A 23,413-nucleotide genomic window follows, 5' to 3' on the forward strand; every position below is an offset into this window, starting at 1 on the left:
CGGATCAGCGCTCCGCCAGCAGGCCGGTGGCCATGGCGCGGAAGGCGTCGATCGCCTTCGGCAAGACCGCTTTCGGCTCGTCGCTGGCGGCGACCCAGAGGGCAGCGTTGAGGGCGGCACCGCTCAAGAGCCGCGCGGCCGCTTCCGGATCGACCGGCTTCAGCACGCCCTTGTCCAGCAGTTGCTCTACCGAGCGCTTGGTCGCCAGCAGGCAACTGTTCTGGCTCGGCCATTTCGAGGGGTCGCCGAGCACGGCCGGGCCATCGAGCAGAACGATGCGCTGGACTTCGGGATCGAGCGCCATCTCGATATAGGCGGCCCCTTCGGCAAGCATCGCCTGCCAGTGGTCACCGGCTGCCGCATCTGCGCCGATCGCCTTGGCGCGGGCGGCCATCTCGCCGTCGATCTGCGTTACGACCGCGGCCAGGAGCCCGCGCTTGTCGCCGAAATTGTGATAGAGCGCGCCGCGCGTCAGCCCGACATCGGCGGTCAACTCATCCATCGAGGCCGCCGCATAGCCCTTTTCGGCAAAGGCCTTTCGGCCGGCCGAAATCAGCTTCGCGCGGTTTTCCTCCATCGTTTCCTGGCGGCTTCTGGCCATTCTTGACCTCAAATTCAGATACGACGCGTATATGGATTTGACATACGCGTCGTATTTCGCTATTTCAGATACGTTCCGTATATCAAATGAAGCGGGTTTTGTGAAGTTCTGCCTGAAACGGCAGGGCGCGCCCGTTTGCGCGCCCTCAATTTACGAGAAGGATCAGACCGATGACCAAACGCAACGCAATCTTTCCGGCAAATCGTCATGCGCTCTACGAGGCGCACGGCTACTCCGCGGCCATCCGGTCACAGGACCTGCTGTTCGTCTCGGGGCAGGTGGGGAGCCGTGAGGATGGCACCCCGGAGCCGGATTTCGAACGCCAGGTCGAACGCGCCTTCGACAATCTCGAAGCGACGCTCGCGGCAGCCGGCTGCAGCTTCGACGACATCGTCGATGTGACGACCTTCCACACCGACCCCGAACACCAGTTCGAGACGATCATGGCCGTCAAGAACCGGATCTTCAGCGAAAAGCCCTATCCCAACTGGACCGCCATCGGCGTCAACTGGCTCGCCGGTTTCGATTTCGAGATCAAGGTGATCGCGCGGATTCCGGCCGGCCAACTGGCCGCGTAGGTCATTGGGAACGTGGCAACCCGGGTTCTAGTGCAAATGCACCAGCTTGTCCGGGTTGCGCACGACGTAGATCGCCACGACCTTGCCGTTCTCGATCTCTAGCGCAGTCGTCTGCAGTTCGCCATCGGCCTCCCGGGTGACAAAGCCGGGCAGGCCGTTGATGAAGCCGGCGCGCACGAGCGTCGAGCCGTGCTTGGCAAAGAGGGCGGCCAGTTGCGCGTGCACCTTCATCACAGCGTCGAAGCCGAGGATCGGCTGCAGGGCGGCCGGGCGCTTGCCGCCGCCGTCGGAATGTACGCTGACATCGGCTGCGAGCATGGAGCCGAGCGTTTTCATATCGCCGTGGCGGGAGGCGGCAAAGAAGGCGTTGGCGAGTTCCAGGCCGCGCTGCTGCTCGATCTGGAAGCGGGGGCGTTCCTCGCGCACATGGGTGCGGGCCCGGGCCGCAAGCTGGCGGCAGGCGGCGGCGTCGCGGTCGATCGTTGCCGCTACCTCATCGAAGCTCTGGCCGAAGACGTCGTGCAGCAGGAAGGCGGCGCGCTCCAGCGGCGAGAGCCGTTCGAGTGCCAGCATCAGGGGCAGGGTGACGTCGTCCTCCGGCTCCTCCTCGACGACCGGATCGGGAAGCCAGGGGCCGACATAGGTCTCGCGCTTCAGCCGCGCGGATTTCAACTGGTCGAGGCAGAGCCGCGTGACGGTGCGGCGCAGAAACGCCTCCGGCTCGCGCACGGATGTGCGGTCGGCCCCCATCCAGCGGATGAAGGCCTCCTGCACCATGTCCTCCGCATCGGCGACCGAGCCGAGCATGCGGTAGGCGACGCGGACGAGCTTCGGACGCAGCGGGTCGAAAACCGCCGCTGCGTCCTCATGGGCGCTGTCCACCATCAGGCGGCAGCCTGGGCGGCGGCCTTGGCGGCTGCCGGATCGACCCAGAGGCCGAAGCCGACGGCCAGACGGTTCCAGCCGTTGATGACGTTGATCATCAGCGTGAGCTTCACCTGTTCCTCCTCGGTGAAATGGTCCTTCAGCGCCTGATAGGCCGCTTCATGGCCGTGGCCTTCCGAAAGCCGCGTCAGCGATTCTGTCCAGCCTAGCGCGGCGCGCTCGCGATCGGAATAGCAGGGCGCTTCGCGCCAGGCGGAAAGCAGGTAGATGCGCTGTTCCGTCTCGCCCTTTTCGCGGGCTTCCTGGGTGTGCATGTTGATGCAGTTGGCGCAGCCGTTGATCTGCGAGGCGCGGATTTTCACGAGTTCGATAATAGTGGCGTCAAGGCTCGCGGCAACGGCCATCGAGACACTGGTCCAGCTCTTCATCAGTTGCGGGGCAGCGGCGAAAAGGTCGATCTTGGCAGTCATGGTTCCGTTTCCTTTCGTTGGTTCCGATACCATGACGAGCGAGCGACGGCCGGTGTGACATGGCCGCGAATTTTTTTTGAAAACTCCAGTGTGGATTGTTTTGTGCGGAGCCGGCGCATGCCGCGCCGCACTAACCCGTTTGGATGACTATGCCGCATTCGGCCGATATGTGAGTGTAGCCTGGGGGATCCTTTATTGCAGGTGGTGGTGCCGAGTGCTTCGGGAGGTACTCAATGGCAGACGAATTCAATGCCGCACTCGATATTCCGTACGTCTTCGAGATCACCATTAACGACTTTGCGGCGCTGTGGCGGAAGCTGGAGAGGCGAAGCTTTGCGCTGAAGGCGCTTTTGCCTAACTGGTATGGCCAGCTCCAGGGAGAATTCGCAGCAAGCTTCGGCGCGCTCGATGCCTATGTCGGCCACGGCAGTGCGGTCATTCCCCGAAACGGCATGGAAAAGGCCGCTGTCGAGGCGGTAATCGCGACAATGCTGATGGGCCGACTCGGCATGGCCATTCGCGAGCTGGCCGTCGAGGCGGGCCAGGCCGCGACCCAAGAGGGCGCTCCCATCAAGGGCCGGCTTCACTATGGCAAGGACAACCGGATTATCGGTGTGGACAACGAGTATCTGCGCCGGGTGCTCGATCCGGCCGAGGACTATCAGGCCGCCGGCTGCGTCTTCGAGGTGCTCGGCTATTCGCCGAGCAGTCCCTTTTCCATGACGTCGAGGATCGCCTCGATGATGCTGCTCTTCAACCGTGGCATGGCGCCCTTGAGCGGCCGGCCGGTCGAGTACAACGTCATCCTGAAGACGATGCACGCCTTCATCGCTGCGGAGAACCTCGGCTATGTCATGACCTTCGAGCACCGCAACACCAATGACGACCTGTCGATCTTCACCACCAACGAATTCAACAAGCTGACCATCCAGTCGGCGGAGGGCGACCTTCGCCTCATTCAGAAATACCTGAAGGCCATCGGCTTCTATTTTGGTGATGTCGACAATGCGCTCGGACCGGAGTTCGAGGTCGCTGCCCGAAATTTCGCGCGCGTCTACAGGCTGGACCACTATGCGCACTACAGTGACCGCGAGTTCCTCTACACACTGGCCAATGCCTATGTGCTCCACCGCAGCCAGATGTCGACGGGCGCGCGCTAAAGCTCATCGCGTGAAGCTCTTGTTTTTATGCACGTCGTCGCCGCAAAACCGCTGCGCACATTTGCGCGACCTGCATCGGGACCCACAGATCGCGCGTCCCCCGGTTCTGTCATACCCCTGTAAAAGGGTGGCCCTATCCCTCGGCGCCAGTTTCAACACGAGGGTGTATCCATGAAATCGTTTGTCTCCGTCCTTGCCGGCGCTGTTGTCGCAGGCCTGCTTTCGACCGCGGCCTATGCCGAGAGCCTGGTGCTCTATACCAGCCAGCCGAACGAGGATGCGCAGGCGACGGTCGACGCGTTCCAGGCCGCCAATCCCGGCATCGAGGTGGAATGGGTGCGCGAGGGCACGACCAAGATCATGGCCAAGCTGATGGCAGAGATCGAGGCCGGCAATCCGGTGGCCGACGTGCTGCTCATCGCCGACACCGTGACCATGCAGCGGCTGAAGGAAGCAGGCCATCTCGCCGACTACAAGTCGCCGGAAGCGGCAAGCTACGACGCGGCACTCTATGATGCGGACGGCGCCTATTACTCCACCAAGATGATCACGACCGGCATCGTCTATAACACCTCCGCCGCCATGAAGCCTGAGGGCTGGCAGGATCTCAGCAAGCCGGAGGCCAAGGGCCTCGTCACCATGCCGAGCCCGCTGACCTCGGGTGCGGCTCTCATTCACGCTCAGACCCTGACTGGCATTGATGGCCTCGGCTGGGACTATTACAAGGCGCTCGCGGAGAACGGTGCTACGGCTGCCGGCGGCAATGGCGGCGTCTTGAAGGCGGTTGCGACCGGCGAGAAGGCCTATGGCATGCTCGTCGATTTCATGGCGATCCGCGAGAAGGCCAAGGGCGCGCCGGTGGAATTCGTCTTCCCGGCCGAGGGCGTGTCTGCCGTGACCGAGCCCGTCGGCATCCTGAAGACCGCCAAGAACGTCGAGGCGGCGAAGAAGTTCGTCGACTTCCTGCTGTCCGAGGAAGGCCAGAAGGCGGCGGTGAAGATGGGCTATATCCCGGCCCGCAACGGCGTGGCGCTGCCTGCGGGCTATCCGGCCCGCGAGACGATCAAGGTGCTGCCGGTCAATGCGGCCGAGGCCGTGAAGAACTCCGACGCGGATCTCAAAACCTTCTCCGGCATCTTCGGCACGAACTGATCCCGGGAATGCTTGAACGCAACGATGCGCGCAGCCGGCCCCGCTGGCTGCGCCTTTCCTTTCACGGCCGGACGATGGGCGCGCCCAAGGTGCGGGCAGGGGCGAGCCCCGCCGCCGAGCCGCGCTGGCTGGTGCCCTTCGTTCTCGCCTGCCTGTTTCTCCTCTGCCTGCTGCCGCTCTTCAGCCTGGCGAAGGCCGGCTTTGCCGGGCTTATTTCGGGCCGGTCGATTGGCGTGCTGACGGAACCTGCAACCTTTGCCGCCCTCCGCAACACGCTGATAACCGCGACCGGCGGCATGGTCGTCTCCGTTGTCATCGGCGCGCTCTTCGCCTTCTCGGTGGCGCTGACGGATGTGCGCGGCAAGCTTGCGCTCAGCTTTGCCTTCATGCTGCCGATGATGATCCCGCCGCAGGTGACGGCGCTTGCCTGGGTGGAGATGACCGGGCCGGCGAGCCCGCTGTTAAAGACGCTCGGGATCGCGCCGCCGCTCGGCAGCCCGCAGCCGCTCTATTCGCTGGCAGGCATTTCGCTGCTTCTCGGCGTCCAGCATGCGCCGCTGGTTTTCCTGGCGCTGAAAGCCGGGCTTTCCGCAACGCCGCGCGACGGGGTGGAGGCGGCACGGCTTGCCGGGGCCACGCCATTCCGTGTCTTTCGCGACATCGTCGCGCCGCTGTCGTTGCCGGGACTGATTGCCGGTGCGGCGATCGCCTTCGTCTCCGGCGTCGGCAATTTTGGCATTCCGGCGATCCTCGGCATTCCCGCGGGCATCGAGGTGCTGCCGACCCTGATCTATACGCGGCTCGCCAGCTTCGGCGCCGGCACCTTCGGCGAGATCGCGCTGCTCTCCAGCCTCATCGCCATGATCGCGGCTGCCGGGCTGATCCTGCAGCAGAAGGCGCTTGTCGGCAGGGATTACCGCATCATCGGCCTTTCCGGGGCGAATGCCGCCTTTTCGCTCGGCCGCTTCCGCCCGGTCGTCGAGCTGGTCCTCGTGGCGATCTTGCTTCTCGTGCTGGTCGCACCGCTCGCCGCTCTTGTCGCGAGCTCGCTGGTGCCGGCCTATGGCGTGCCGCTTAACCTTCAGACGGTGTCGCTGCGCGCTTACGAAGAAATTCTCTTCCGCCAGTCGATGACGCTGAAGGCGCTTGGCAATTCGATGTTCCTTGCAGCAACGGCCGCATTCGGCCTGCTCGCCGTCTCGGTGCCATCAGCCTATCTCATGACGCGACGCAAAGGGTGGCTTGCCAATACGCTCGGCATCCTCATCGAGATCCCCTATGCGCTGCCGGGCATCGTGTTGGCCGTCGCCTTCATCCTTACCTTTGCCGCACCTCTGCCGATCCTCAAGGTCTCGCTCTATGGCACCATCTGGATCATCCTGGTTGCCTACTTCTCCTCGTTCCTCGCCGTCAGCCTCAAGCCGGTGATGAGTGCTTTCCTGCAGATGGACCCATCGCTGGAAGAGGCGGCGCGTCTCGCCGGTGCTGGCTTCTTCAGGCGGATGTCCGACGTGATCCTGCCCTTGGTAGCGCCGGCCGCGGGTGCGGCGATCATCCTCGTCTTCCTGATTGCCGCCAATGAGCTGACGGTCTCGGCGCTGCTCTGGTCGGCCGGCACCCAGACACTCGGCGTCGCCATCTTCAATCTCGACGACAGCGGCTCGTCGGACCTGGCCGCAGCCCTTTCCGTGCTCGTGGTCGTCATGGTCGTCATGCTGATGGCCGCGCTCGAGGCTCTCGCAAACTATCTCCCGGAAGGCGTGCTGCCGTGGCGCAACTGATCCTCAATCACGTCACCAAGCATTTCGGCGGCGGCCGGCCTGCGGTTTCCGATGTGTCGCTGACCGTGCGGGAAGGCGGCTTCCTGGCGCTGCTCGGGCCTTCCGGCTGCGGCAAGACGACGGTGCTGCGCATGATCGCCGGCTTCGAGCAGCCCAGCGATGGATCGATCGATTTTGGCGAAAGACGGCTTTCGGATGCTGCACGGGCGCTGCCGCCGGAGCGGCGCAACATGGCGATGGTGTTCCAGTCCTATGCGCTCTGGCCGCATATGACGGTGGCCGAAAATGTCGGCTATCCGCTGAAGGTCCGCGGCATTTCGGGCTCGGCGTGGCAAAGGAGCGTCGCCGATGCTCTGGCGCTGGTGAAGCTCACCGACTATGCCGACCGCCGGCCGGCAGCCCTTTCCGGCGGCCAGCGTCAGCGCGTGGCGCTGGCCCGCTGCCTGGTGACCTCACCGGATGTCGTGCTGCTCGACGAGCCGCTCGCCAATCTCGACCAGCACTTACGCAAGTCGATGGAGGAGACCTTCCGCATCTTCCACGAGCGCTCGGGCGCGACGATGATCTATGTGACGCACGACCAGGCGGAAGCCATGGCGCTCGCAACCGATGTCGCCGTCATGTCCGAGGGGCGGCTGATGCAGATGGCGCCGCCGGCCGAGATCTACGCAAGACCCGAAGGCGCCGTCGTCGGCGGCCTGATCGGCCGCGGCTCGGTGCTCAAGCTCGCCGTGCCGGAGGGCGCGCCACGGGCGCTCGAATGGTCGCTGCTGCGGTCAGCGCTTGCCGGCGTCCGCATGGAAGGCGCGGGCGATGGCGCCGTGCGCGACGTCCTCGTGCGCCCGGAACATGTGCGCCACGACGGCGAGGGCATGGCGCTCCGCGTCGTCTCATGCGTGTTCGAAGGCGAGCGTTTTGCCCTGACCTTGGCTTTGCCGGACGGTCAGTCATTGAAGGCCTATGGCGACAGGGCGATCATGCCGGGAGACACGGCGCGCTTCGTGATGAGCCAGGGGTGGCGGCTCTAGGTCGGGTTGGCGTCAGTCGCAATCGGGTTTGTCGAGTTCGACCTCGAACTGGCGCGGGCCGACAACGCCCGGCTTTGCCGGCAGGCCGACGATCCTTGCGATCACCGTGCATTTGCCGGCGACGACGGCATAACGGTCGCGGCCCTGGCTGATGACCTTGTCGATCGGGTGTTTGGGAACGGCGACGGCGACCGCGTTGATGACCGCGTTCAGTTCGCGGGCACGCTGAAAATTCGGCGCAAGGGCGGCAGTGGCCTGACCGGTGGCAAGGACGAGGACGAGGCAGGCGACGGCGGATCGGGCGAACATGGCAAGCTCCTGTTTGAAAGAGGCAAGCATGATCGCCCGGCAGATTCAAGGACAGCGATCGGCCGGGCCGTCGATGGGAACGGTTCGTTGACAGGGGGTGATCCGAAGACGATCCTCGGCCAGCTTCGCCTCCAGCCTCTCGAACGGTCCGATGACATCCGAAACGCCGATACAGGAAACGCCGCTTGCGGGCGGGAACGTCAATGCCGGCGTCGTACGCGTGGGCGATACGGTGCGCCGCGCCACGCGCCCTGAGAGCGCGACCGTTCACCGGCTGCTCCTCCGTCTCGAGGCAAAGGGCTTTGCGGGATCGCCGCGGTTCCTGGGCCTCGACGGCCAGGGACGAGAGATGCTGAGCTTTGTTGAAGGCGATGCCGGTGTCTCTTCCGACATCTGGCTTTGCGAGGATGCGCTGATTGCCGCAGGGCGGCTGCTTCGCGCCTATCATGACGCGACGGCCGAATTCGACTTCGGCGCGGCGGATCGCTGGGCCTTTAGATATCCGGATCGGCGTCGATGGGAGGTCATTTGCCACAATGATTTTGCGCCGTACAATCTCGTTTTTCGGGCCGGCGAACCGGTGGGGATCATCGACTTCGATCTCGCCGGTCCCGGGCCGCGGCTGCGAGACCTTGCCTATCTCGCCTATTGGACCGTGCCGCTTTCCTTCCATTCCGATGACTTGAAGGCCGCGGCGCTGGCGGATCTCGATGATGGCAGCCGGCGGCTGAAACGGCTGTGCGCGACCTACGGTCTTGCCTCGGACGATGCGTTGCTTGGGATGGTCGCCGATGTGCTCGGGCATATGGGCGACGAGGCGGCGATGCTGGCAATGATCGGCGCGGCCGCGACCGAGCGGCTGAAACGGGACGGGCATCTCGATCACTGGCGGCGAGAGCGGGACGCCTTCGAGCGCTATAGGACACTATTGTCCCGAAACCTTGTCTGACGACCGGCGAAGCGGCAGGGCAAGCCGATAGCGCTCGCGAAAAAGAATTTTTGCCTACTGAAATAAACCATTGAGTTAAATGAAACTGGTTGTTATAAACAACCGGTGTTCCGCTTTTATGCGGTTGAGGAGGAACGGGGCGGTCGCCTCATCGACAGGAGGATAAGATGAAGCTTTATCAGGGCATGGGACCGAATTCGTATCGCGTGCGCATCTTCATGGCGGAGAAGGGGATCTCGCTGCCGATGGTGGATGTCGATTTCGCCAAGGGCGAGCACAAGGCGCCGGAGTTTCTCGCGGTCAATTCGCTCGGTCAGATCCCGGTGCTGGAACTCGACGACGGCACTGTTATCACCGAGAGCGTCGCGATCTGCCGCTATCTCGAGGAGACCACGCGCGAGCCGCAACTCTTCGGCCATGACGCCGTCAGCCGCGCCAAGGTGGAGATGTGGAACCGGCGCGCCGAACTGGTGATCCTCGGCACCGTCGGCAATGTGGCGCTGCATTCGGACGCGTTCTTTGCCGAGCGGCTGACGCAGTTTCCGGCCTTTGCCGAGACCGAGCGGGCGGCGGTGCCGCAGAAATGGGGCTGGCTCGACGATGAGCTCTCGGATGGAAGGCCGTTCCTGGCAGGCGACGAATTCTCGATCGCCGACATCACCGCAGGGGTCACCGCCTGGCTCTGCGAGGTCTTCGGCATGGAAATCCCGGCTTCCGCAAAAAACGTCCAGCGCTGGCTGGAGCGGGTGCGTTCGCGGCCGAGTTTTGAGGCCTAAGGGACAGCCTGTGGCAGGGGCGGTTTCGCGCAGTCTTAGGGTGGCGAGATCGGCCCCTCATGCGGCCTGCCGGCCACCTTCTCCCCGTTGTCGCGGGGAGAAGGTGGGACGTGGCGGCCGCTCGTTCCTTCGGCCAATGTGGCAGCCGCGTTGCCCGTCGGCAGGTCTCGACCTGGGAGCCGGCCGTCGTCCGCGTTCCCTCTCCCTGCAGGCGGGGAGAGGGTCAGGGTGAGGGGATGGCATGCGCCATAGCATTGATTATTTTGTAGATTTCCCCATTCTGCAGACGAAACCCAACGACCGAATTCTCGCCTCTGCGCCCCCGCTAAAATTCATATGTGGATAGGCGCGTCGCCCTTTTTGCTTGCCTTCTCCATGGCTTTTTTCAATTCCTAAAATACAAGCTGCCCGATTCGCCGCTGCCGGGCGCCTGCAAGGCGCTGGCTCTAGGAGACAAGCCATGACCGATTTCAAGAAGCCCACGATCACCGAAATGCGCCCGAAGATCACCGTGATCGGGGTCGGCGGCGGTGGCGGCAACGCCATCAACAACATGATCAACGAAGGGCTTCAGGGCGTCGATTTCGTGGTCGCCAACACCGACGCGCAGGCGCTCGCCATGTCGAAGTCGTCGCGCATCATCCAGCTCGGCGCCGCCGTGACCGAAGGCCTCGGCGCGGGCTCGCTGCCGGATGTCGGCCGGGCGGCGGCGGAAGAATCGATCGACGAGATCATGGATCACCTCGGCGGCACGCATATGTGCTTCGTCACCGCCGGCATGGGCGGCGGTACCGGCACGGGCGCGGCCCCAGTAATTGCGGCGGCGGCACGCAAGGCCGGCATCCTTACGGTCGGCGTCGTCACCAAGCCCTTCAGCTTCGAAGGCAAGCGCCGCATGGAAACGGCCGAGCAGGGCATCGAGCGGCTGCGCGAGGCGGCCGATACCGTCATTGTCATCCCCAACCAGAACCTCTTCCGCATCGCTGACGCCAAGACCACCTTTGCCGATGCCTTCGTGATCGCCGACCGGGTGCTCTATTCGGGCGTTGGCTGCATCACCGACCTGATCGTCAAGGAAGGCCTGATCAACCTCGACTTCGCCGACGTGAAATCTGTCATGAAGGGCATGGGCCGGGCGATGATGGGCACCGGCGAGGCGACCGGCGAGGGCCGCGCGCTGAAGGCGGCCGAAGCCGCCATCGCCAACCCGCTGCTCGACGAAGTGTCGATGCGCGGCGCCCGCGGCGTGCTGATCTCGATCTCCGGCGGCATGGACATGACGCTGTTCGAGGTGGACGAAGCCGCGACCCGCATCCGCGAAGAGGTCTATGACGAAGCCGACATCGTCGTCGGTTCGATCTTCGACCGTACGCTCGACGGTACCTTCCGCGTGTCCGTCGTTGCGACCGGCCTCGACGGCGCGCGCTCATCCGCCAACCCGGCCGGTGCCGCCGTCGGCCAGCCGGCGGCTGAACCTGCACCGACCCGCACGCTGCAATAGCATTCGCATCCATCGCCTGCTTCAAGGACCCTCCCGATGTGATGACGCCATATCGGGAGGGTCCTTGCGTTTGGAGGCTCGAATGAGCGACGAGGGTGTGCCCGCCGATGAGGCGGCAAAGCACGCGCCAGCGGCACCAGGCCGTGCGGCGAGAGCGGTGATGGCGGCTGAGGCGGTGCTTGCGGAACGCTTTCCGCAGGCGATCTTTGCGATCGTCGCGGGCTCGATCCTGCGCGGCGAGGGTACGCAGACCTCGGATATCGACCTGGTGGTGCTGCACGAGGCCCTGCCGGCCGCCTGGCGGGAAAGCTTCCATTTCGACGATTTTCCGATCGAGGCCTTCGTGCACGACTTCGAGACGCTCAACTGGTTTGTCGACCAGGATATGGCGGGCGGTTGCCCGGTGCTTGCGGACATGGTGGCGGGCGGCGTTGCTATCGGGCCTGAGCGGGCGCGTGCCGAAGCGCTTCAGGCCGGGGCGCAACAGCGCCTGGAACGAGGGCCGGCGCCGCTGACGCCTGAGATACGCGACCGACTACGCTACCAGATCACCGATCTGGTGGATGATCTGCGCGATGCACGCCCGGCCGCCGAGATCCGCGCCATTGCCGCCGAACTGACGAAGCCGCTCGCCGATCTGATGCTGCTTGGCCGCGGACGATGGTCTGGGCGCGGCAAATGGCTACCGCGGTTGCTCGTCCGGGCGGACGCGTCGCTTGCCGAAAGCTTCGACACGGCATTGCGCCACGCGGGCGCAGGACAGGCAGCAGAGCTGATCCGGCTTGCCGAGCTGGAACTGGCGCCGCATGGCGGGCCGTTGTTTGCCGGGGACCGTCGGACGGCGCCGCCGGATGCCCGGCGTCCTGGTCTTCTCGCGCAGTGAATGCGCCGGCTCGTGGGATGGCCTCCTCCGATGCCTTGGGCGCGGGTGGGGACATGATCTGTTTGCGAGGAACCGCCGGGACGCTTCAACACGAGCGCCGGCGCCCGCAGGGCTGACGGCCAAGTTCTGGGTGAGCCAACAGCTACGGCGAGTGCAGAGGCGAGGCCTTTGGCCTTCACTTGCTGCGCGGAGGGCGTGGCTCCCGGCGCTCAGCCTCCTCGACCACGGAGAATGGAAGCTCCTCGTACATCGAGCGGTTGAACTCGGCGAAGCTCAGCCTGCCATCGATGAACACTTTGAAGTAGCGCCGGCAGACGTCCTCCGCCATTTCTTTCCGGCTGGAATAGGGCGTTCCCTCAAGCGCATTGTCCTTTAGGTCGGGCAGGTACTCCGATACGCATGCCTCTACATATTGCCGCTGCGCGCCCGGGCGCTTGCGCAACGCGGAGATCGTCCACTCATATTTGGAATAGCTCATATATTGCTCGGTTCGCGGCGCGAACAGGACGATGGCGATTGCGCACAGCAGAGCGACAAACATGCCGCCGGCGACGAGACGAAAGTCCATTTATTCAATCGTATAAATTGTTGCTCATGCCTATGTAAGACAACTTTAACGGTTAGCAAGAGGCGCGCTTACGCGTCGAGTGGTTTCACGAAATGTTCCTCCCCCATTTGGGGGAGGAGGCTACGGGAAAACCACTTTCGTGCTTGGACCGTTCTCCGATCGTTCGGTGTCTATTAGAGGTTGCGAAATTGGGCGCTCCCAATTGCGCCCTCAGCCGGAGCGGGGACGGGCGGGCAGGGCACGATCGGTGGCGGGGCTATGTCGCTGCGCCTGCGGGGCAGCTGCCAGAGACGCCTGGGATGGAAACGGTAACGGTCGGCGGGCCACGACCGATGTCCTTCGCGCCAACTGGACAAAGGCAATCCCTGTGGTGGCGCTTCGAGCGCGAGTGCCGTCTTCAGCCAGAGATGGGGAGAATGGAGAGGTGTCGCGCCGGGCCGGAGCATCGTTCTGCTACCGGCAGCGCGATCAGCGGGAGGTTCTTAAAGGGCGGCCAGCTGTTCGGCTGTTGCAACGATCTGCGTGTTGCCAAGCGAATGATCGGCATATTTGAACACCAGGATGCTCATGACTGAGGCGACAAGGGCTACCAGGATGATGCGCATGGCGTTGCTCCGACTTCCTTCTTGCCTGGCCTTGATCCTTCGTTGCGCCGGGCGGTGATCGATCCGGAAGCCCTGTGCTTTCCGGTCAAAGGCCTTCCGGCCTTTTGTTGAACCTGTTCTAGCAAATGGGCGGGGCCGACTATTGTTCCCGTGGGGACAGCGGGAAATCGCGGAGGAATGCAGCTTTTCGGTGTGCTCCAGCCCGTCCTAGGCCGGAGATTTCCCCGGGGAGCTACACGCCGTGTTGAAGCGGTAGCGCGAGAACGACGGATCGGAGTTGCGGCCGGCCACCGAGAAGTTCAACGGGCGGGTGAAGCGGCGCAGCCGTGTGAATTCGGACGCGTGAGGAGCGCTTCGCATCTCCTCGGGCTTCTGGACCTTCGATGTCGATTTGAAGAGATGGCCGCCGAACGGCTCTAGTGGCCGAGGATCCAGAAGACGACGCCGAACAGCACGATGAATGCGCCGACGGCCAGCAGGAAGCGGGCCATGCCGGTGTTGGTGTCCTTCGTGCCGACGAGACAGTACCAGAGGTGATCGTTATCCATTCCTGACGCTCCATCGAAAGGCGCTGCTGCCGCGCCCGCGCGACCCACCATACACGCAAAGGTCGTCGCGGCACCTGGATGATTGCGTGTCCTCGTCGCCGGACCGAGATCGGTGGAGGACGCGTGCCGTTGGCGGACACGGCATGTCCATGCCGCTGTCGCCATCGACTGCCTGCTTATCCCTCCGCCTCCGCCGTTTCGGCCGCTGCCGGCTTTTTCGCCAGCGCCAGGTTGGCGGCGGCCGCTTCCGCCTCGGCTGCACCGGCAGCGCCGGAGCGCACGGTGACGGCGTTGGAGGCGAGGTCGAGGCCGGCTTCGCGCAGCGCCGGCAGCAGGCGCTTCATCGACTCGCGCTGCAGGATACTGGGGTTGCCGGGGCGGGCGGTGAACTTGAGGCGCACGACGAGCGAGTTTTCGGTGACGTCCTGGATACCTTGCATCTTCAAGGGCACCAGGAATTCGCCGCCGATCTCGGGATCCTCCAGCATGGCAAGGCCGACCTTCTTGATGGTCTTGCGGATTTTCTCGGGGTCGGCATCGCGCTCGAATTTCAACTCGAACTTCACCGTGCTCCAGTCGCGGCTGAAATTGGTGACCGCCTGAAGCTGGCCATAGGGGATCGTGTGGATCTGGCCGTTCTGGTGGCGCAGCCGGAGCGAGCGCAGCGAGATGCGCTCGACCGTGCCCTTGAGCTTGCCGGTATCGACATATTCGCCGACGCGGAAGGCATCGTCGGCGATGAAGAAGATGCCGGAGACGACGTCCTTCACCAGCGTCTGCGAGCCGAAGGAAAGGGCGAGGCCCAGCACGCCGAAGCCGGCGATCAGCGGCGCAATATTGATGCCGAGTGCGGAAAGGATGACGAGGCTGGTGACGGCGAAGATACCGCCGAAGATTAGGTTGCGGACGAGCGGCAGGATGGTCGAAATCCGGCTTTGCTGGTGGACCACCGTATCGTCCTCGCTGTCGCCGGGCAAAGCGAGGCGGGCGGTGGGCGCGAAGGCCTCGAAGCTCTTCCAGAGGAAACTGCAGATCACCCAGCTCGCGACCACCGCAAGGCTGATGCGCTCGAGGATGACGATCCAGCCGATGGCACCGGCCGTATCATGCTGGACGAGCACCGGGCGCCAGAGCGTGATAATCAGATGCAGGCCGATCAGCCAGATGGCGCCGGCAAGCGCCGTCTGGACGCTGCCCGAAATCGCCGCGTGCAGCGCGTGGGAGGCCGGCGTGCGCCGGCGCTCGGCGGCAGCCCCCGCCAGCGAATGGATGCCGAAGGCAAGGATCGGAAGCGCGAGCAGGATGATCTGTGTCGTGCCGCCGGCAAAGCTCCAGGCGGCGCTGTTCGGGCTGCCGGCAACGATGACGCTCATCAGCCAGAGCACGATGGCGCTTGCCGCATAGAATTCGGGCACGCCGAAGGCGATGGCGCGGCGCACCGGGCCTGGGTTTTCACCGGCAAACACCGTGCGGATATCGCCGGCGCCGGCGATGAACCAATAGAGTTTCAACAGCGTCAACAGGGTCACGCCGATCAACAGCCAGCCATCGGTTGCAGCATTCTCCAGTCCGCGCTGGTGGGCAAAGCGCAGGCTGGCGCCGAGGATGGCGCCGATCGCCCCATAGGCGGTCAGCATGTTGGCGTGGAAGCGCGGGTGGGCGATATCGAGCAGGCGGATCTCGGGCCGCGTCGGCGCAAACAGGAAGCGGGCGCCGACTGCATAGACCACGGAGGCGAGGGCGATGGTGATGAGGGCGTGGGCGAGTTCGGCAGAGGCAGTGGCCGGCGTCAGGAACAGGCGGGCAACGGCATGCGCGGCCACGGCGATGATCGCCAGATAGGCGATGTCGAAGCCAAGCCGGATCAGCGAGGCGCGCATGCGGTGGAGCAGATCGACCACTTCGAACGAGGCGCCGAACAGCCGGTGGATGAGGAGCCGGCTGGCAAAGGCGGCGGCAAGGCCGGCTGCGACGGCGAGCAGGGCCACGGCTGTTACCGAAACCACCGACCAGCCCTCGGCGCGGATGCCTGCCGCAACGTCAGCCATCACCCCGGCGATGCCGGACATACCGGCAACGCCCATCTGCAAGCCATTGACAAAACGAGCGGAAAGCGTGTCGAGCGTGTCCGGCTGATCGGGCGAGGACGTTGGTTCAGGCGTCGTGGTTGCGGGTGCAGCCTGATGCGTGGCCGCGCCCCCCGACGCGGGCGCCGGTGCCGCGACGCCAGCGCCAGCGGGCGTCGTCGTTTCGCCCGAGGCCTGCGCCGCAGCGTCGCGCCACTCGACGGTCACCGACCCGCCGGCCTTGGCGGCGGCGCGCAAGGTCTCCTCGATCTCGGCAGCACTCTGGCCGGGTGTAAGGATCACGGTGACCGGCGGAGGCGTCGTCTCGGCGAGTGCGGGCAGGGCGAGGGTCAGGACGAGAACGAGGCCCGCCAGCAGATGGCGGCAGAAGAAGTGGAAACGCAGCATGAAATTCATCCATCAAAATCGGTTGTCCGCCCTGCGGCCTTGTCCATCACATTACATAACGTTCTAAAATTCCAATCGAATTTTGTGGGGCGGGATGGGGACTGGGCCGCGCCAGGGCCGCCGCTCACCAAGGGTTGCCCTGCGCCGAAGCTGCCCCCTCACTGTCCTGCCGGACATCTCTCCCCGCCAAGCGGGGAGAGAGACGCTGGGCGGACGCTCCGGTGCCAGGTCCTCCGGCCTACTTCGTCGTGTAGCCGCCATTCACCAGGATCGTCTGGCCGGTCATCCACCAGCCGTCGGAGACGAGGAAGCGGATGTAGGGGACGATGTCCTCGATGTCGGTGAGGCCGGTCCTGGAGAAGGCCGAAAGGGCCGATGCGGTTTTGTGATAGGCGACGGCGTCGGCGCCTTCGGCCGGGTAGAAGAAGGGCGTATCCATCGGGCCGGGTCCAATCGCGGTCACGGAGATGCCGCGCGCGCCGAACTCCTTGGCTGCTGCCCGGGTGAAGTGCTCCACCGGCGCCTTGGTGCCGGCATAGGCCGCATAGAAGGGCGTGAAGGCGCCGAGCAGCGAGGTGACCAGCGTGCAGACCTTGCCGTTGTCGCTGACATGCCTGCCGGCCTCGCGCAGGAAGAAGAATGCGGACTTCGAATTGACCGCGCTCATCTCGTCGTATTCGGCTTCGGTGATCTCGACGAAGGGCTTTTTCAGCACCTTGCCGACGGTGTTGACGGCGATGTCGATGCTGCCGAGCGCCGCCTTGGCGTCGGCAAAGAGCTTTTCGACATTGGCGGCGCTGGTGAGATCGCCGGAGAAGGCGTGGGCCGCGGCACCGGTCGCCTTGATCGCCGCCACGGTTTCATCGGCTGCCGCCTTCGTTGCCGCGCTGTTGTAATGGATCGCGACGCCACGGGCGCCGTGTGCGGCAAGATCGCGTGCGAGCAGGCCGCCGAGGTTCTTCGCGCCGCCGGCGATGAGGGCGGTTTTGCCGTTGATGCTGTGGTCTGCCATGGGTTTCTCCTGTTGTGCGCCTGATGGCGGATGCTTTCGTTCGGCGGGCCGGGCTACGCATTTGCCCGAGATCGCCCCGCTCTCCAGTACGGGCCGCCTGTGCGACCGCCGCTCGTTGCGGACGTCGTGTCTCTTGCTTCATAGGGTGCGGGCCTTATCGCCGCCGACGTGAGCGGTCGGTGATGCGACCGGCATCGCGACCAGGAGAATATCGTCGGCGCTGCTGGCATAAAGTCCCCGAACGTGACATGACTTGTCAGGAATTACGAACAATGGGAGTGAGGCGTCGCGCGCCGGCATGGACAGGATCGAGCTTTTCCGCATCTTCACCCGTGTCGTCGAAAGCGCGAGTTTTACCCGCGCGGCCGACACGCTGGGCCTGCCGCGCTCCTCGGTTTCGGCGGCGGTGCAGACGCTCGAAACACGGCTCGGCACGCGACTTCTCCATCGTACCACGCGCAAGGTTGCGCCGACGCAGGATGGGGCAGCCTTCTACGAGCGCTGCCTGCGGCTGATTTCCGATATGGACGAGGCGGAGAACCTGTTTCGCCGCGACACCTCCGGCCCGACCGGACGGCTGCGGGTCGACCTGCCGAGCCGCATCGGCCGGCTGATCGTGGCGCCGGCGCTGCCGGAGTTCCTGGCGCGGTACCCCGGCATCGACATCGATCTCGGCATGACCGACCGGGCGGTGCACCTGATCGAGGAAAGCGTCGACTGCGCACTGCGTGTCGGACCGCGCGAGGATTCGAGCCTGATTGCCCGGCCGTTCGGCACGCTCAGGCTGATCAATGTCGCAAGCCCCGACTATCTCGAGCGCCACGGCACGCCGGAGACGCCCGACGATCTCAGCGCCCACGTCGCGGTCAACTACGCTTCACCCTCGAGCGGCCGGGTGGAGGACTGGGAATGGGTGGAGAACGGCGAGGCGCGCACGGTTTCGGTTGCCGGCCGGGTCAGCGTCAACAGCGCCGAAGGCAGCATCGCCTGCTGCCTCGCCGGCCTCGGCCTGATCCAGATCCCGGCCTATGACGTGATCGATCACATCCGAGAGGGCCGGCTGGTCGAGGTGATGCCGCATCACGTCGCCGCGCCGATGCCGATGGCTTTGCTCTACCCGCACCGCCAGCATCTGTCGCGCCGGCTCAAGGTGTTTGCCGACTGGCTGGAGGGGCTGATGCGGGGGGTGATTGCGGCGTGAGGCGGCGATGCGGTTTGGGCTCGCTTTGTTGGCGCGCTCTAGCTGATCGTCTGATGACACCGCCTGCCGTTCCACGGCAGGAACTCGGATCCGCCGGCATTCCACTTGCCGTCGAATTCGGAGAAATCCGGCGTGAAGGTGACGATCAGCTGGCCGTAGCCGTATTTGTCGCGCCACATGAAGCTTCGGGTGAGATCGCTGCCGTCGCCATCGTCGCCGGTTTCGGCGAGTTCACCGTCGACGGACTGGCCCTGATCGGAAAACACGTATTTGCCGACGACCGTACCATCGGCAGCGGTTTCGAAATGCGTCTCGGCGTCCGAGAGCACGCCGGCGGAGGAAAGCTGGCCGCAATAGGTGCCCGAGGGCGCGGTGCTCGTCTCGCCTGCCATCGCCGCAGAGGCGGATGCGGCCACAAGCAGCAGCGCGGCGGTGAAGGAAAGGCTTGCAGGCAACGCGGCACCTTTGGCGTTTCGGGATGTCGCGGTCTCTCGTGATCGCCTGGCAGCAGCGAGTCGCGACGGTTGTCGTCATGGACAGTCATTCGGGATGCAAAATCAAGATGCTCATGCGTCCAGCGCCGGCGCGGTTCTGACGCTGGCGTCGCCGAACAGGCGTCCCTTCTCGGCGACGAGGAAGCAGGCGAGTATCGGAGCGCGATGTGCTTCCACATCGCGCTCCGAGGCATGTCGTCAGGTCAATCAGCTTGCATCAAAGCCCGCGTGAAAGCTGACGCGCCCTGACGGTACCGGACCTTCGAACGCCTTTGCCATGAAGTATTCGGCCGGAACGCCTTCAAGGCGCAGGGCGGCGTGGTTCTCGAAGCCGAAGCGTTTGTAGTAGTCGGGCTCGCCGAGAACGACGCAGCCCTTGGCGCCGGTCTTTGCAAGGCGCGCAAGGCCTTCGCGGATCAGCCTGCCGCCGGTGCCGCTCTTCTGGTGGTCGGGCCTGACGGAGACGGGGCCGAGACCGAACCAGCCCTTGTCCTTCCCGTCGATCGTGACCGGGGAGAAGGCGACGTGACCGATGATTTCGCCCTGGTCGAGGGCGACCAGCGAGATCGTCAAGGCGCCGGCGTTGCGCAGCGCGTCGATGATTTCGGCCTCCGTCTGGCTGCTATAGGCCATCGGCGCAAAAGCGGCCTTGGTGATCTGCCGGATGGTTGCGATGTCAGTCGCTCGTTCGGAGCGTATGTCGATGGTGGTCATTGTCAAAAACCTGTTCTTGAAACCCTTCAGTCGCGCGCTGTCGACCGCGAACGACGGATATCGTTCGCCGGTGGCGCGGTTTCGCGTCTCGACCGATCGAGACGCTCAGTGGGTGAGAACAAGCTCCAGCATCGACAATTCCTCTGCTCAGTTCAGGCGAGCAGGTTCGGTATAGGGCCAGGCCTTTGCCATGGTCAACAGGCGGCTCTGGTAGCGCAACGCGTTCACGCGGCGGCCGGTTGAGGTCCGTTCCCGCTTCGTCGTTCGCGCCTGTTGCCTGCGTCCTAGTTTTCCTGAACCGAAACGCCGTCCTGGCCGATCTTGATCTCGACGCCCGGCTTCGTCTCTTCCTGGTAGACATAGATGCCGAGGCCGACGACGGCGACGGCAAGCAGGGCGATGACGAGATAGAGGCCGTTTCGGTTCATGCGGAACTCCTTTTTCGCGGTTTCGTCAGGGAAATAGGAGCTTCTCAAGGAAAGACAACGGGATAGCGACGAACATGCGCACGGAGGGTGGCCCGGCCAAGCGACTGAGGGGGCCGATTTGACCACTATGCTGGCGTCTGTGTGGCCGCGCAGGGGAACCTCAGCGCGCCCGCAGCGCCTTCTATTCCTGTGGCGTACAAAGGTTGATTTGCCTGCATTGGTTGATTTTCGCTAATTGAGGCAAATAGATTGAACGACGCGAATGACCGAATGCGGATGGTGGCCGGAATAATGGTGCTTGGAAGTTTCTACCGAAAAACCTTCGACATGGACCATTCGGACACGAGCGCCGCGGCGTTCTTCTCACGCGTGATCAAGCTCGTGCTCTCCTTCTGGGCGGCCGAGTTCTTCATGACCGGCGGGCTCTGGGTGGTGCTGGGCGTCAATCCGGTCGACTACGCGCCGATCAAGCTCGTCGTGTCGCTGGTTTGCGTGCTGATCACGCTGATGATTTCGCACATCGTGGCGATGATGCGCGCGCGGAACATCGCAGCCCAGGTTTTCGTGTCGGCCGTCCTGTCCATTCTGGCGTCGACGGTTGCAACCACCATCGACTATCACCTGTTCACCTATGTGAAGCCCGCAGTCGGTGTCGACTATACAATCGAGAACTTCTGCTACACGCTGTTTTACGGCGTCTCGCTGTTCTTCGGCTGGTCCTGCTTCTTCATCGCCTACATGTACAATCTGAAGGTCAGCGCGCAGGAGCGCCGGCTGGCGATCTCGCGCGAAGAGGCGCTGACCGCGAAGATGCAGGCGCTCTACTACCAGATCAATCCGCACTTCCTGTTCAACACGCTGAACTCGATCGTCGGTCTGATCGAGGAGGGCGCCTCCTCTCAGGCGAGCCGCGTGGTGCTTTCGCTGTCGTCGTTTCTGCGAAAGACGCTGGAGATGGATCCTCTGCGGGATCTGGCGCTTTCGGAGGAGCTGGCGCTGCAATCGGAATATCTGGCGATCGAGAAAGAGCGGTTCTCCGATCGCATCAGCGTCACGCTCGACATTCCGCAGGAGCTGAGAACGGCGCTGGTGCCGAGCCTGATCCTGCAGCCGCTCGTCGAGAATGCCGTGAAGCATGGGCTCGGGCGCTCGTCCGGCGATCTGAAGATCACGATCAGCGCGTCGCAGGAGGAGGACCGGCTGCAGCTTTCGGTCGACAACGTGTCCGATGCCGGCGAAGTCCTGCCGATGGTCAATCGATCCGGGCTCGGTGTGGGGCTTGCGAATGTCGAAGAGCGTGTCAAGGCGCGCTTCCCCGAGGGCGGTTCGCTCATCGCCGGACCGGTCTCCCCGGCCCATTTCCGCGTGACCCTGACCATGCCGTTGAGGGCACCCGCCGCCGATCGGCTTGCCGATGCTGCCATCAACGCCGCGCCGGCCGTGACGGCCTGAACGGGGTGCGACAATGGCTGGCGCGCGCCCCTGGGAGGCGCGCGACGGGAGTAACAGGGGTGGCTCGCGTTCAGACCGAACGCGTCAGGCCGCCATCCACCTTCAGGTTCTGGCCGGTGATGTAGGCGGCACCATCAGAGGCGAGGAAGGCGACGGTGGCGGCGATCTCGGCGCTGGTGCCGTAGCGCTTCATCGGCACGGCATCGCGGCGCTCTTCGGTCGCCGGCAGGCTGTCGATCCAGCCGGGCAAAACGTTGTTCATGCGCACATTGTCGGCCGCATAGGTGTCGGCGAAGATCTTGGTGTAGGAGGCAAGACCGGCGCGGAAGACGGCGGAGGTCGGGAACATCGGCGAGGGCTCGAAGGCCCAGGCGGTGGAGATGTTGATGATCGCGCCCGCCTTCTGCTTCTGCATGATCGGCGTGACGAGGCGGACCGGGCGGATGACGTTCATCAGGTAGACGTCGAGGCCGGTGTGCCACTGCTCGTCGGTGATTTCGAGGATCTGGGCGCGCGGGCCATGGCCGGCGCTGTTGACCAGCACGTCGATCCGGCCCCATTTTTCCATGGCCGCATCGACAAGACGCTTCAGGTCGTCGTTCGACTGGTTGGAGCCGGTGATACCGATGCCGCCGAGCTCGGCGGCGAGCGCCTCGCCCTTGCCGGAGGAGGAGAGGATCGCAACCTTGTAGCCGTCGGCTGCCAGACGCCTGGCGCTCTCGGCACCCATGCCTGAGCCGCCGGCGGTGATTACGGCCACTTTTTCTACTGCCATTTTACCAATCTCCTCATCCATATTCGTGGAATGCCGCTTTCGCGGGTGCTGCCATTGAAATACCATCTCCTCCATGCGACGACGAAGCAATTTCGCTTTCATATGGCAGTAGAAAAACTATCCGATGAGTGATGCACCGGGAAAGCTCCCTTCGCTGAATGGGGTGAAAGTGTTCGAGGTGGCCGCGCGCCACCTGAACTTTCGCCTCGCAGCCGAGGAACTGGGCGTGACGCAAGGGGCCGTCGCCCAGCAGATCCGCGGGCTCGAGGCCGAGCTTGGGGTCAAGCTCTTCGAGCGGTTGCCGCGCGCGCTGGCGCTGACCGGCGAGGGGCGCGCCTATATCGCCGATGTCAGGCGGGCGCTGGAGATCATCGCGCGGGCGACCGACGGGCTGAAGCCCCAGCCGGTGCGGCTGACGATCAGCACCACGCCGTCCTTCGCGTCGCGCTGGCTGATCCCGCGCCTGCCGGATTTCACCGCGCGGCATCCGGATCTCGACCTGCATATTCTGGCGACCGACCGCATGTCGAGCTTCCAGGCCGATGGCGTTGATCTCGCCGTGCGCTATGGGCGGCCACCCTTCGGGCCGGGGCTTGCGGTGGAACTGCTGTTCGAGCAGGAGATCGTCGCGGTCTGCAGCCCGATGCTGCTTGCCGGGCGGCCGGCGCCGAAAACCGCCGAGGAACTGGCCAGCTACACGCTGCTGCACGACGCCCATAATTTCTGGCCGGAGTTCATCGAGCGGCATTTCGGCGGCAGCCGGCAGGCCTCGTTCAAGGGCATCAGCTTCAACCAGACCTCGCACGCGATCGAGGCGGCGACGGCAGGCCAGGGGATCGTTCTTGCCAACCGCGATTTCGTCGCGCGCGATCTCGCCGAAGGGCGGCTCATCCGGCTGTTCGAGGGCTCGATGACTGGGCCCTCGGACTTCTATCTGGTCTGGCCGCGCTACCGAAAGTCGCTCAGCCTTCAAACTGTGATCGCCTGGCTCAGTGACGAGGCGAAAAAGGAGCGGGGAGGCCCGACCGATCGGGATCCTGCAAATGGGTGGCGGAGCGAGGGTTCCTGA

The 23,413-nt window shown here is 64.3% G+C and carries 25 protein-coding genes; 12 read left to right on the plus strand and 13 right to left on the minus strand.

The window, feature by feature from the left end; genetic code table 11:
- Positions 1-4: 4 nt before the first annotated feature.
- Positions 5-601 carry a TetR/AcrR family transcriptional regulator gene (locus tag ASD63_RS02180; protein ID WP_034793250.1) on the minus strand — a complete coding sequence of 199 codons (597 nt, stop codon included), beginning with the start codon at positions 599-601 and terminating at the stop codon, positions 5-7.
- Between the two features lie 170 nt (positions 602-771).
- On the opposite strand from ASD63_RS02180, the gene ASD63_RS02185 reads away from it, so the two are divergent.
- Entirely contained in the window at positions 772-1,179 is a 408-nt protein-coding gene (locus ASD63_RS02185; RefSeq protein WP_034793253.1) for a RidA family protein, read from the plus strand.
- Positions 1,180-1,206: 27 nt separating this feature from the next.
- Here the strand turns inward: ASD63_RS02185 and ASD63_RS02190 are convergent, their stop codons facing one another.
- Positions 1,207-2,064 (minus strand): sigma-70 family RNA polymerase sigma factor, encoded by an 858-nt coding sequence (locus ASD63_RS02190; protein WP_034793265.1) that lies wholly within the window; start codon positions 2,062-2,064, stop codon positions 1,207-1,209.
- Positions 2,064-2,534, minus strand: a complete 471-nt coding sequence (locus ASD63_RS02195) for a carboxymuconolactone decarboxylase family protein (protein ID WP_034793267.1) — start codon at positions 2,532-2,534, stop codon at positions 2,064-2,066. Before ASD63_RS02195 ends, ASD63_RS02190 begins: the two co-directional genes overlap by 1 nt.
- Positions 2,535-2,767: 233 nt before the next feature.
- On the opposite strand from ASD63_RS02195, the gene ASD63_RS02200 reads away from it, so the two are divergent.
- The 4 genes from ASD63_RS02200 (at position 2,768) to ASD63_RS02215 (ending at position 7,655) form a co-directional block, all read left to right on the plus strand.
- Positions 2,768-3,694, plus strand: a complete 927-nt coding sequence (locus tag ASD63_RS02200; protein WP_034793270.1) for a peptidoglycan-binding domain-containing protein — start codon at positions 2,768-2,770, stop codon at positions 3,692-3,694.
- A 171-nt stretch (positions 3,695-3,865) separates the two neighbouring features.
- Positions 3,866-4,846 carry an ABC transporter substrate-binding protein gene (locus ASD63_RS02205; protein WP_034793273.1) on the plus strand — a complete coding sequence of 327 codons (981 nt, stop codon included), beginning with the start codon at positions 3,866-3,868 and terminating at the stop codon, positions 4,844-4,846.
- Between the two features lie 74 nt (positions 4,847-4,920).
- A complete protein-coding gene (locus tag ASD63_RS02210) occupies positions 4,921-6,627 on the plus strand; it encodes an iron ABC transporter permease (protein ID WP_060528871.1) in 1,707 nt (568 codons plus the stop codon).
- On the plus strand, positions 6,615-7,655 hold the full coding sequence (locus ASD63_RS02215; protein WP_034793276.1) for an ABC transporter ATP-binding protein: 1,041 nt from the start codon (positions 6,615-6,617) through the stop codon (positions 7,653-7,655). The genes ASD63_RS02210 and ASD63_RS02215 overlap by 13 nt, the downstream gene beginning before the upstream one ends.
- Positions 7,656-7,667: 12 nt before the next feature.
- Here the strand turns inward: ASD63_RS02215 and ASD63_RS02220 are convergent, their stop codons facing one another.
- Entirely contained in the window at positions 7,668-7,964 is a 297-nt protein-coding gene (locus tag ASD63_RS02220) for a hypothetical protein (protein ID WP_034793757.1), read from the minus strand.
- A 151-nt stretch (positions 7,965-8,115) separates the two neighbouring features.
- On the opposite strand from ASD63_RS02220, the gene ASD63_RS02225 reads away from it, so the two are divergent.
- The 4 genes from ASD63_RS02225 (at position 8,116) to ASD63_RS02240 (ending at position 12,073) form a co-directional block, all read left to right on the plus strand.
- Entirely contained in the window at positions 8,116-8,913 is a 798-nt protein-coding gene (locus ASD63_RS02225; RefSeq protein ID WP_034793279.1) for an aminoglycoside phosphotransferase family protein, read from the plus strand.
- A gap of 167 nt (positions 8,914-9,080) precedes the next feature.
- A complete protein-coding gene (locus ASD63_RS02230) occupies positions 9,081-9,689 on the plus strand; it encodes a glutathione S-transferase family protein (protein ID WP_034793282.1) in 609 nt (202 codons plus the stop codon).
- Positions 9,690-10,149: 460 nt separating this feature from the next.
- Entirely contained in the window at positions 10,150-11,190 is a 1,041-nt protein-coding gene (gene ftsZ / locus ASD63_RS02235) for a cell division protein FtsZ (protein WP_034793296.1), read from the plus strand.
- Positions 11,191-11,272: 82 nt separating this feature from the next.
- Entirely contained in the window at positions 11,273-12,073 is an 801-nt protein-coding gene (locus ASD63_RS02240) for a nucleotidyltransferase domain-containing protein (protein WP_309142277.1), read from the plus strand.
- Between the two features lie 175 nt (positions 12,074-12,248).
- Here ASD63_RS02240 and ASD63_RS02245 read toward each other — a convergent pair whose 3' ends face one another.
- From ASD63_RS02245 to ASD63_RS02255, 5 genes are all read right to left on the minus strand, one after another.
- Positions 12,249-12,641 (minus strand): hypothetical protein, encoded by a 393-nt coding sequence (locus ASD63_RS02245; protein WP_034793299.1) that lies wholly within the window; start codon positions 12,639-12,641, stop codon positions 12,249-12,251.
- A 482-nt stretch (positions 12,642-13,123) separates the two neighbouring features.
- Positions 13,124-13,246 (minus strand): hypothetical protein, encoded by a 123-nt coding sequence (locus tag ASD63_RS36530; RefSeq protein ID WP_255380501.1) that lies wholly within the window; start codon positions 13,244-13,246, stop codon positions 13,124-13,126.
- Positions 13,247-13,662: 416 nt separating this feature from the next.
- Positions 13,663-13,794, minus strand: a complete 132-nt coding sequence (locus ASD63_RS36535; protein WP_256385282.1) for a hypothetical protein — start codon at positions 13,792-13,794, stop codon at positions 13,663-13,665.
- A gap of 176 nt (positions 13,795-13,970) precedes the next feature.
- Positions 13,971-16,268 carry a mechanosensitive ion channel family protein gene (locus ASD63_RS02250; protein ID WP_143106223.1) on the minus strand — a complete coding sequence of 766 codons (2,298 nt, stop codon included), beginning with the start codon at positions 16,266-16,268 and terminating at the stop codon, positions 13,971-13,973.
- 238 nt (positions 16,269-16,506) lie between these two features.
- Positions 16,507-17,280 (minus strand): SDR family oxidoreductase, encoded by a 774-nt coding sequence (locus tag ASD63_RS02255; RefSeq protein ID WP_034793314.1) that lies wholly within the window; start codon positions 17,278-17,280, stop codon positions 16,507-16,509.
- Between the two features lie 298 nt (positions 17,281-17,578).
- Here ASD63_RS02255 and ASD63_RS02260 point away from each other — a divergent pair, with 298 nt between their 5' ends.
- A complete protein-coding gene (locus ASD63_RS02260) occupies positions 17,579-18,481 on the plus strand; it encodes a LysR family transcriptional regulator (protein ID WP_034793316.1) in 903 nt (300 codons plus the stop codon).
- Positions 18,482-18,519: 38 nt separating this feature from the next.
- Here the strand turns inward: ASD63_RS02260 and ASD63_RS02265 are convergent, their stop codons facing one another.
- The 3 genes from ASD63_RS02265 to ASD63_RS35565 all read right to left on the minus strand — a co-directional run bounded on the left by ASD63_RS02265 (position 18,520) and on the right by ASD63_RS35565 (position 20,117).
- Entirely contained in the window at positions 18,520-18,936 is a 417-nt protein-coding gene (locus ASD63_RS02265) for a hypothetical protein (RefSeq protein ID WP_034793318.1), read from the minus strand.
- Positions 18,937-19,182: 246 nt separating this feature from the next.
- Positions 19,183-19,680, minus strand: a complete 498-nt coding sequence (locus ASD63_RS02270) for an N-acetyltransferase (protein WP_034793767.1) — start codon at positions 19,678-19,680, stop codon at positions 19,183-19,185.
- 293 nt (positions 19,681-19,973) lie between these two features.
- The gene (locus tag ASD63_RS35565; protein WP_034793319.1) at positions 19,974-20,117 is read right to left on the minus strand and encodes a hypothetical protein; all 144 of its coding nucleotides are present in this window, start codon (positions 20,115-20,117) and stop codon (positions 19,974-19,976) included.
- Between the two features lie 249 nt (positions 20,118-20,366).
- On the opposite strand from ASD63_RS35565, the gene ASD63_RS02275 reads away from it, so the two are divergent.
- Positions 20,367-21,569, plus strand: coding sequence for a histidine kinase (locus ASD63_RS02275; RefSeq protein ID WP_082936511.1), 1,203 nt, complete (start codon positions 20,367-20,369; stop codon positions 21,567-21,569).
- A 70-nt stretch (positions 21,570-21,639) separates the two neighbouring features.
- Here the strand turns inward: ASD63_RS02275 and ASD63_RS02280 are convergent, their stop codons facing one another.
- Positions 21,640-22,344 (minus strand): SDR family oxidoreductase, encoded by a 705-nt coding sequence (locus ASD63_RS02280; protein ID WP_034793321.1) that lies wholly within the window; start codon positions 22,342-22,344, stop codon positions 21,640-21,642.
- A 124-nt stretch (positions 22,345-22,468) separates the two neighbouring features.
- Between ASD63_RS02280 and gcvA the strand changes: the two genes are divergently transcribed.
- Complete coding sequence (gcvA, locus tag ASD63_RS02285; RefSeq protein ID WP_051659274.1) at positions 22,469-23,413, plus strand: transcriptional regulator GcvA; 945 nt, start codon at positions 22,469-22,471, stop codon at positions 23,411-23,413.

Source organism: Ensifer sp. Root558, from assembly GCF_001427045.1.
GTDB lineage: Bacteria > Pseudomonadota > Alphaproteobacteria > Rhizobiales > Rhizobiaceae > Ensifer > Ensifer adhaerens.

Coding starts and splice junctions, on each gene's coding strand:
- ASD63_RS02180 (WP_034793250.1), bottom strand. CDS start 601: ATGGCCAGAAGCCGCCAGGAAACGATGGAGGAAAACCGCGCGAAGCTG.
- ASD63_RS02185 (WP_034793253.1), top strand. CDS start 772: ATGACCAAACGCAACGCAATCTTTCCGGCAAATCGTCATGCGCTCTAC.
- ASD63_RS02190 (WP_034793265.1), bottom strand. CDS start 2,064: ATGGTGGACAGCGCCCATGAGGACGCAGCGGCGGTTTTCGACCCGCTG.
- ASD63_RS02195 (WP_034793267.1), bottom strand. CDS start 2,534: ATGACTGCCAAGATCGACCTTTTCGCCGCTGCCCCGCAACTGATGAAG.
- ASD63_RS02200 (WP_034793270.1), top strand. CDS start 2,768: ATGGCAGACGAATTCAATGCCGCACTCGATATTCCGTACGTCTTCGAG.
- ASD63_RS02205 (WP_034793273.1), top strand. CDS start 3,866: ATGAAATCGTTTGTCTCCGTCCTTGCCGGCGCTGTTGTCGCAGGCCTG.
- ASD63_RS02210 (WP_060528871.1), top strand. CDS start 4,921: ATGGGCGCGCCCAAGGTGCGGGCAGGGGCGAGCCCCGCCGCCGAGCCG.
- ASD63_RS02220 (WP_034793757.1), bottom strand. CDS start 7,964: ATGTTCGCCCGATCCGCCGTCGCCTGCCTCGTCCTCGTCCTTGCCACC.
- ASD63_RS02225 (WP_034793279.1), top strand. CDS start 8,116: ATGACATCCGAAACGCCGATACAGGAAACGCCGCTTGCGGGCGGGAAC.
- ASD63_RS02230 (WP_034793282.1), top strand. CDS start 9,081: ATGAAGCTTTATCAGGGCATGGGACCGAATTCGTATCGCGTGCGCATC.
- ftsZ (WP_034793296.1), top strand. CDS start 10,150: ATGACCGATTTCAAGAAGCCCACGATCACCGAAATGCGCCCGAAGATC.
- ASD63_RS02240 (WP_309142277.1), top strand. CDS start 11,273: ATGAGCGACGAGGGTGTGCCCGCCGATGAGGCGGCAAAGCACGCGCCA.
- ASD63_RS02245 (WP_034793299.1), bottom strand. CDS start 12,641: ATGGACTTTCGTCTCGTCGCCGGCGGCATGTTTGTCGCTCTGCTGTGC.
- ASD63_RS36530 (WP_255380501.1), bottom strand. CDS start 13,246: ATGCGCATCATCCTGGTAGCCCTTGTCGCCTCAGTCATGAGCATCCTG.
- ASD63_RS36535 (WP_256385282.1), bottom strand. CDS start 13,794: ATGGATAACGATCACCTCTGGTACTGTCTCGTCGGCACGAAGGACACC.
- ASD63_RS02250 (WP_143106223.1), bottom strand. CDS start 16,268: ATGCTGCGTTTCCACTTCTTCTGCCGCCATCTGCTGGCGGGCCTCGTT.
- ASD63_RS02255 (WP_034793314.1), bottom strand. CDS start 17,280: ATGGCAGACCACAGCATCAACGGCAAAACCGCCCTCATCGCCGGCGGC.
- ASD63_RS02260 (WP_034793316.1), top strand. CDS start 17,579: ATGGACAGGATCGAGCTTTTCCGCATCTTCACCCGTGTCGTCGAAAGC.
- ASD63_RS35565 (WP_034793319.1), bottom strand. CDS start 20,117: ATGAACCGAAACGGCCTCTATCTCGTCATCGCCCTGCTTGCCGTCGCC.
- ASD63_RS02280 (WP_034793321.1), bottom strand. CDS start 22,344: ATGGCAGTAGAAAAAGTGGCCGTAATCACCGCCGGCGGCTCAGGCATG.
- gcvA (WP_051659274.1), top strand. CDS start 22,469: ATGAGTGATGCACCGGGAAAGCTCCCTTCGCTGAATGGGGTGAAAGTG.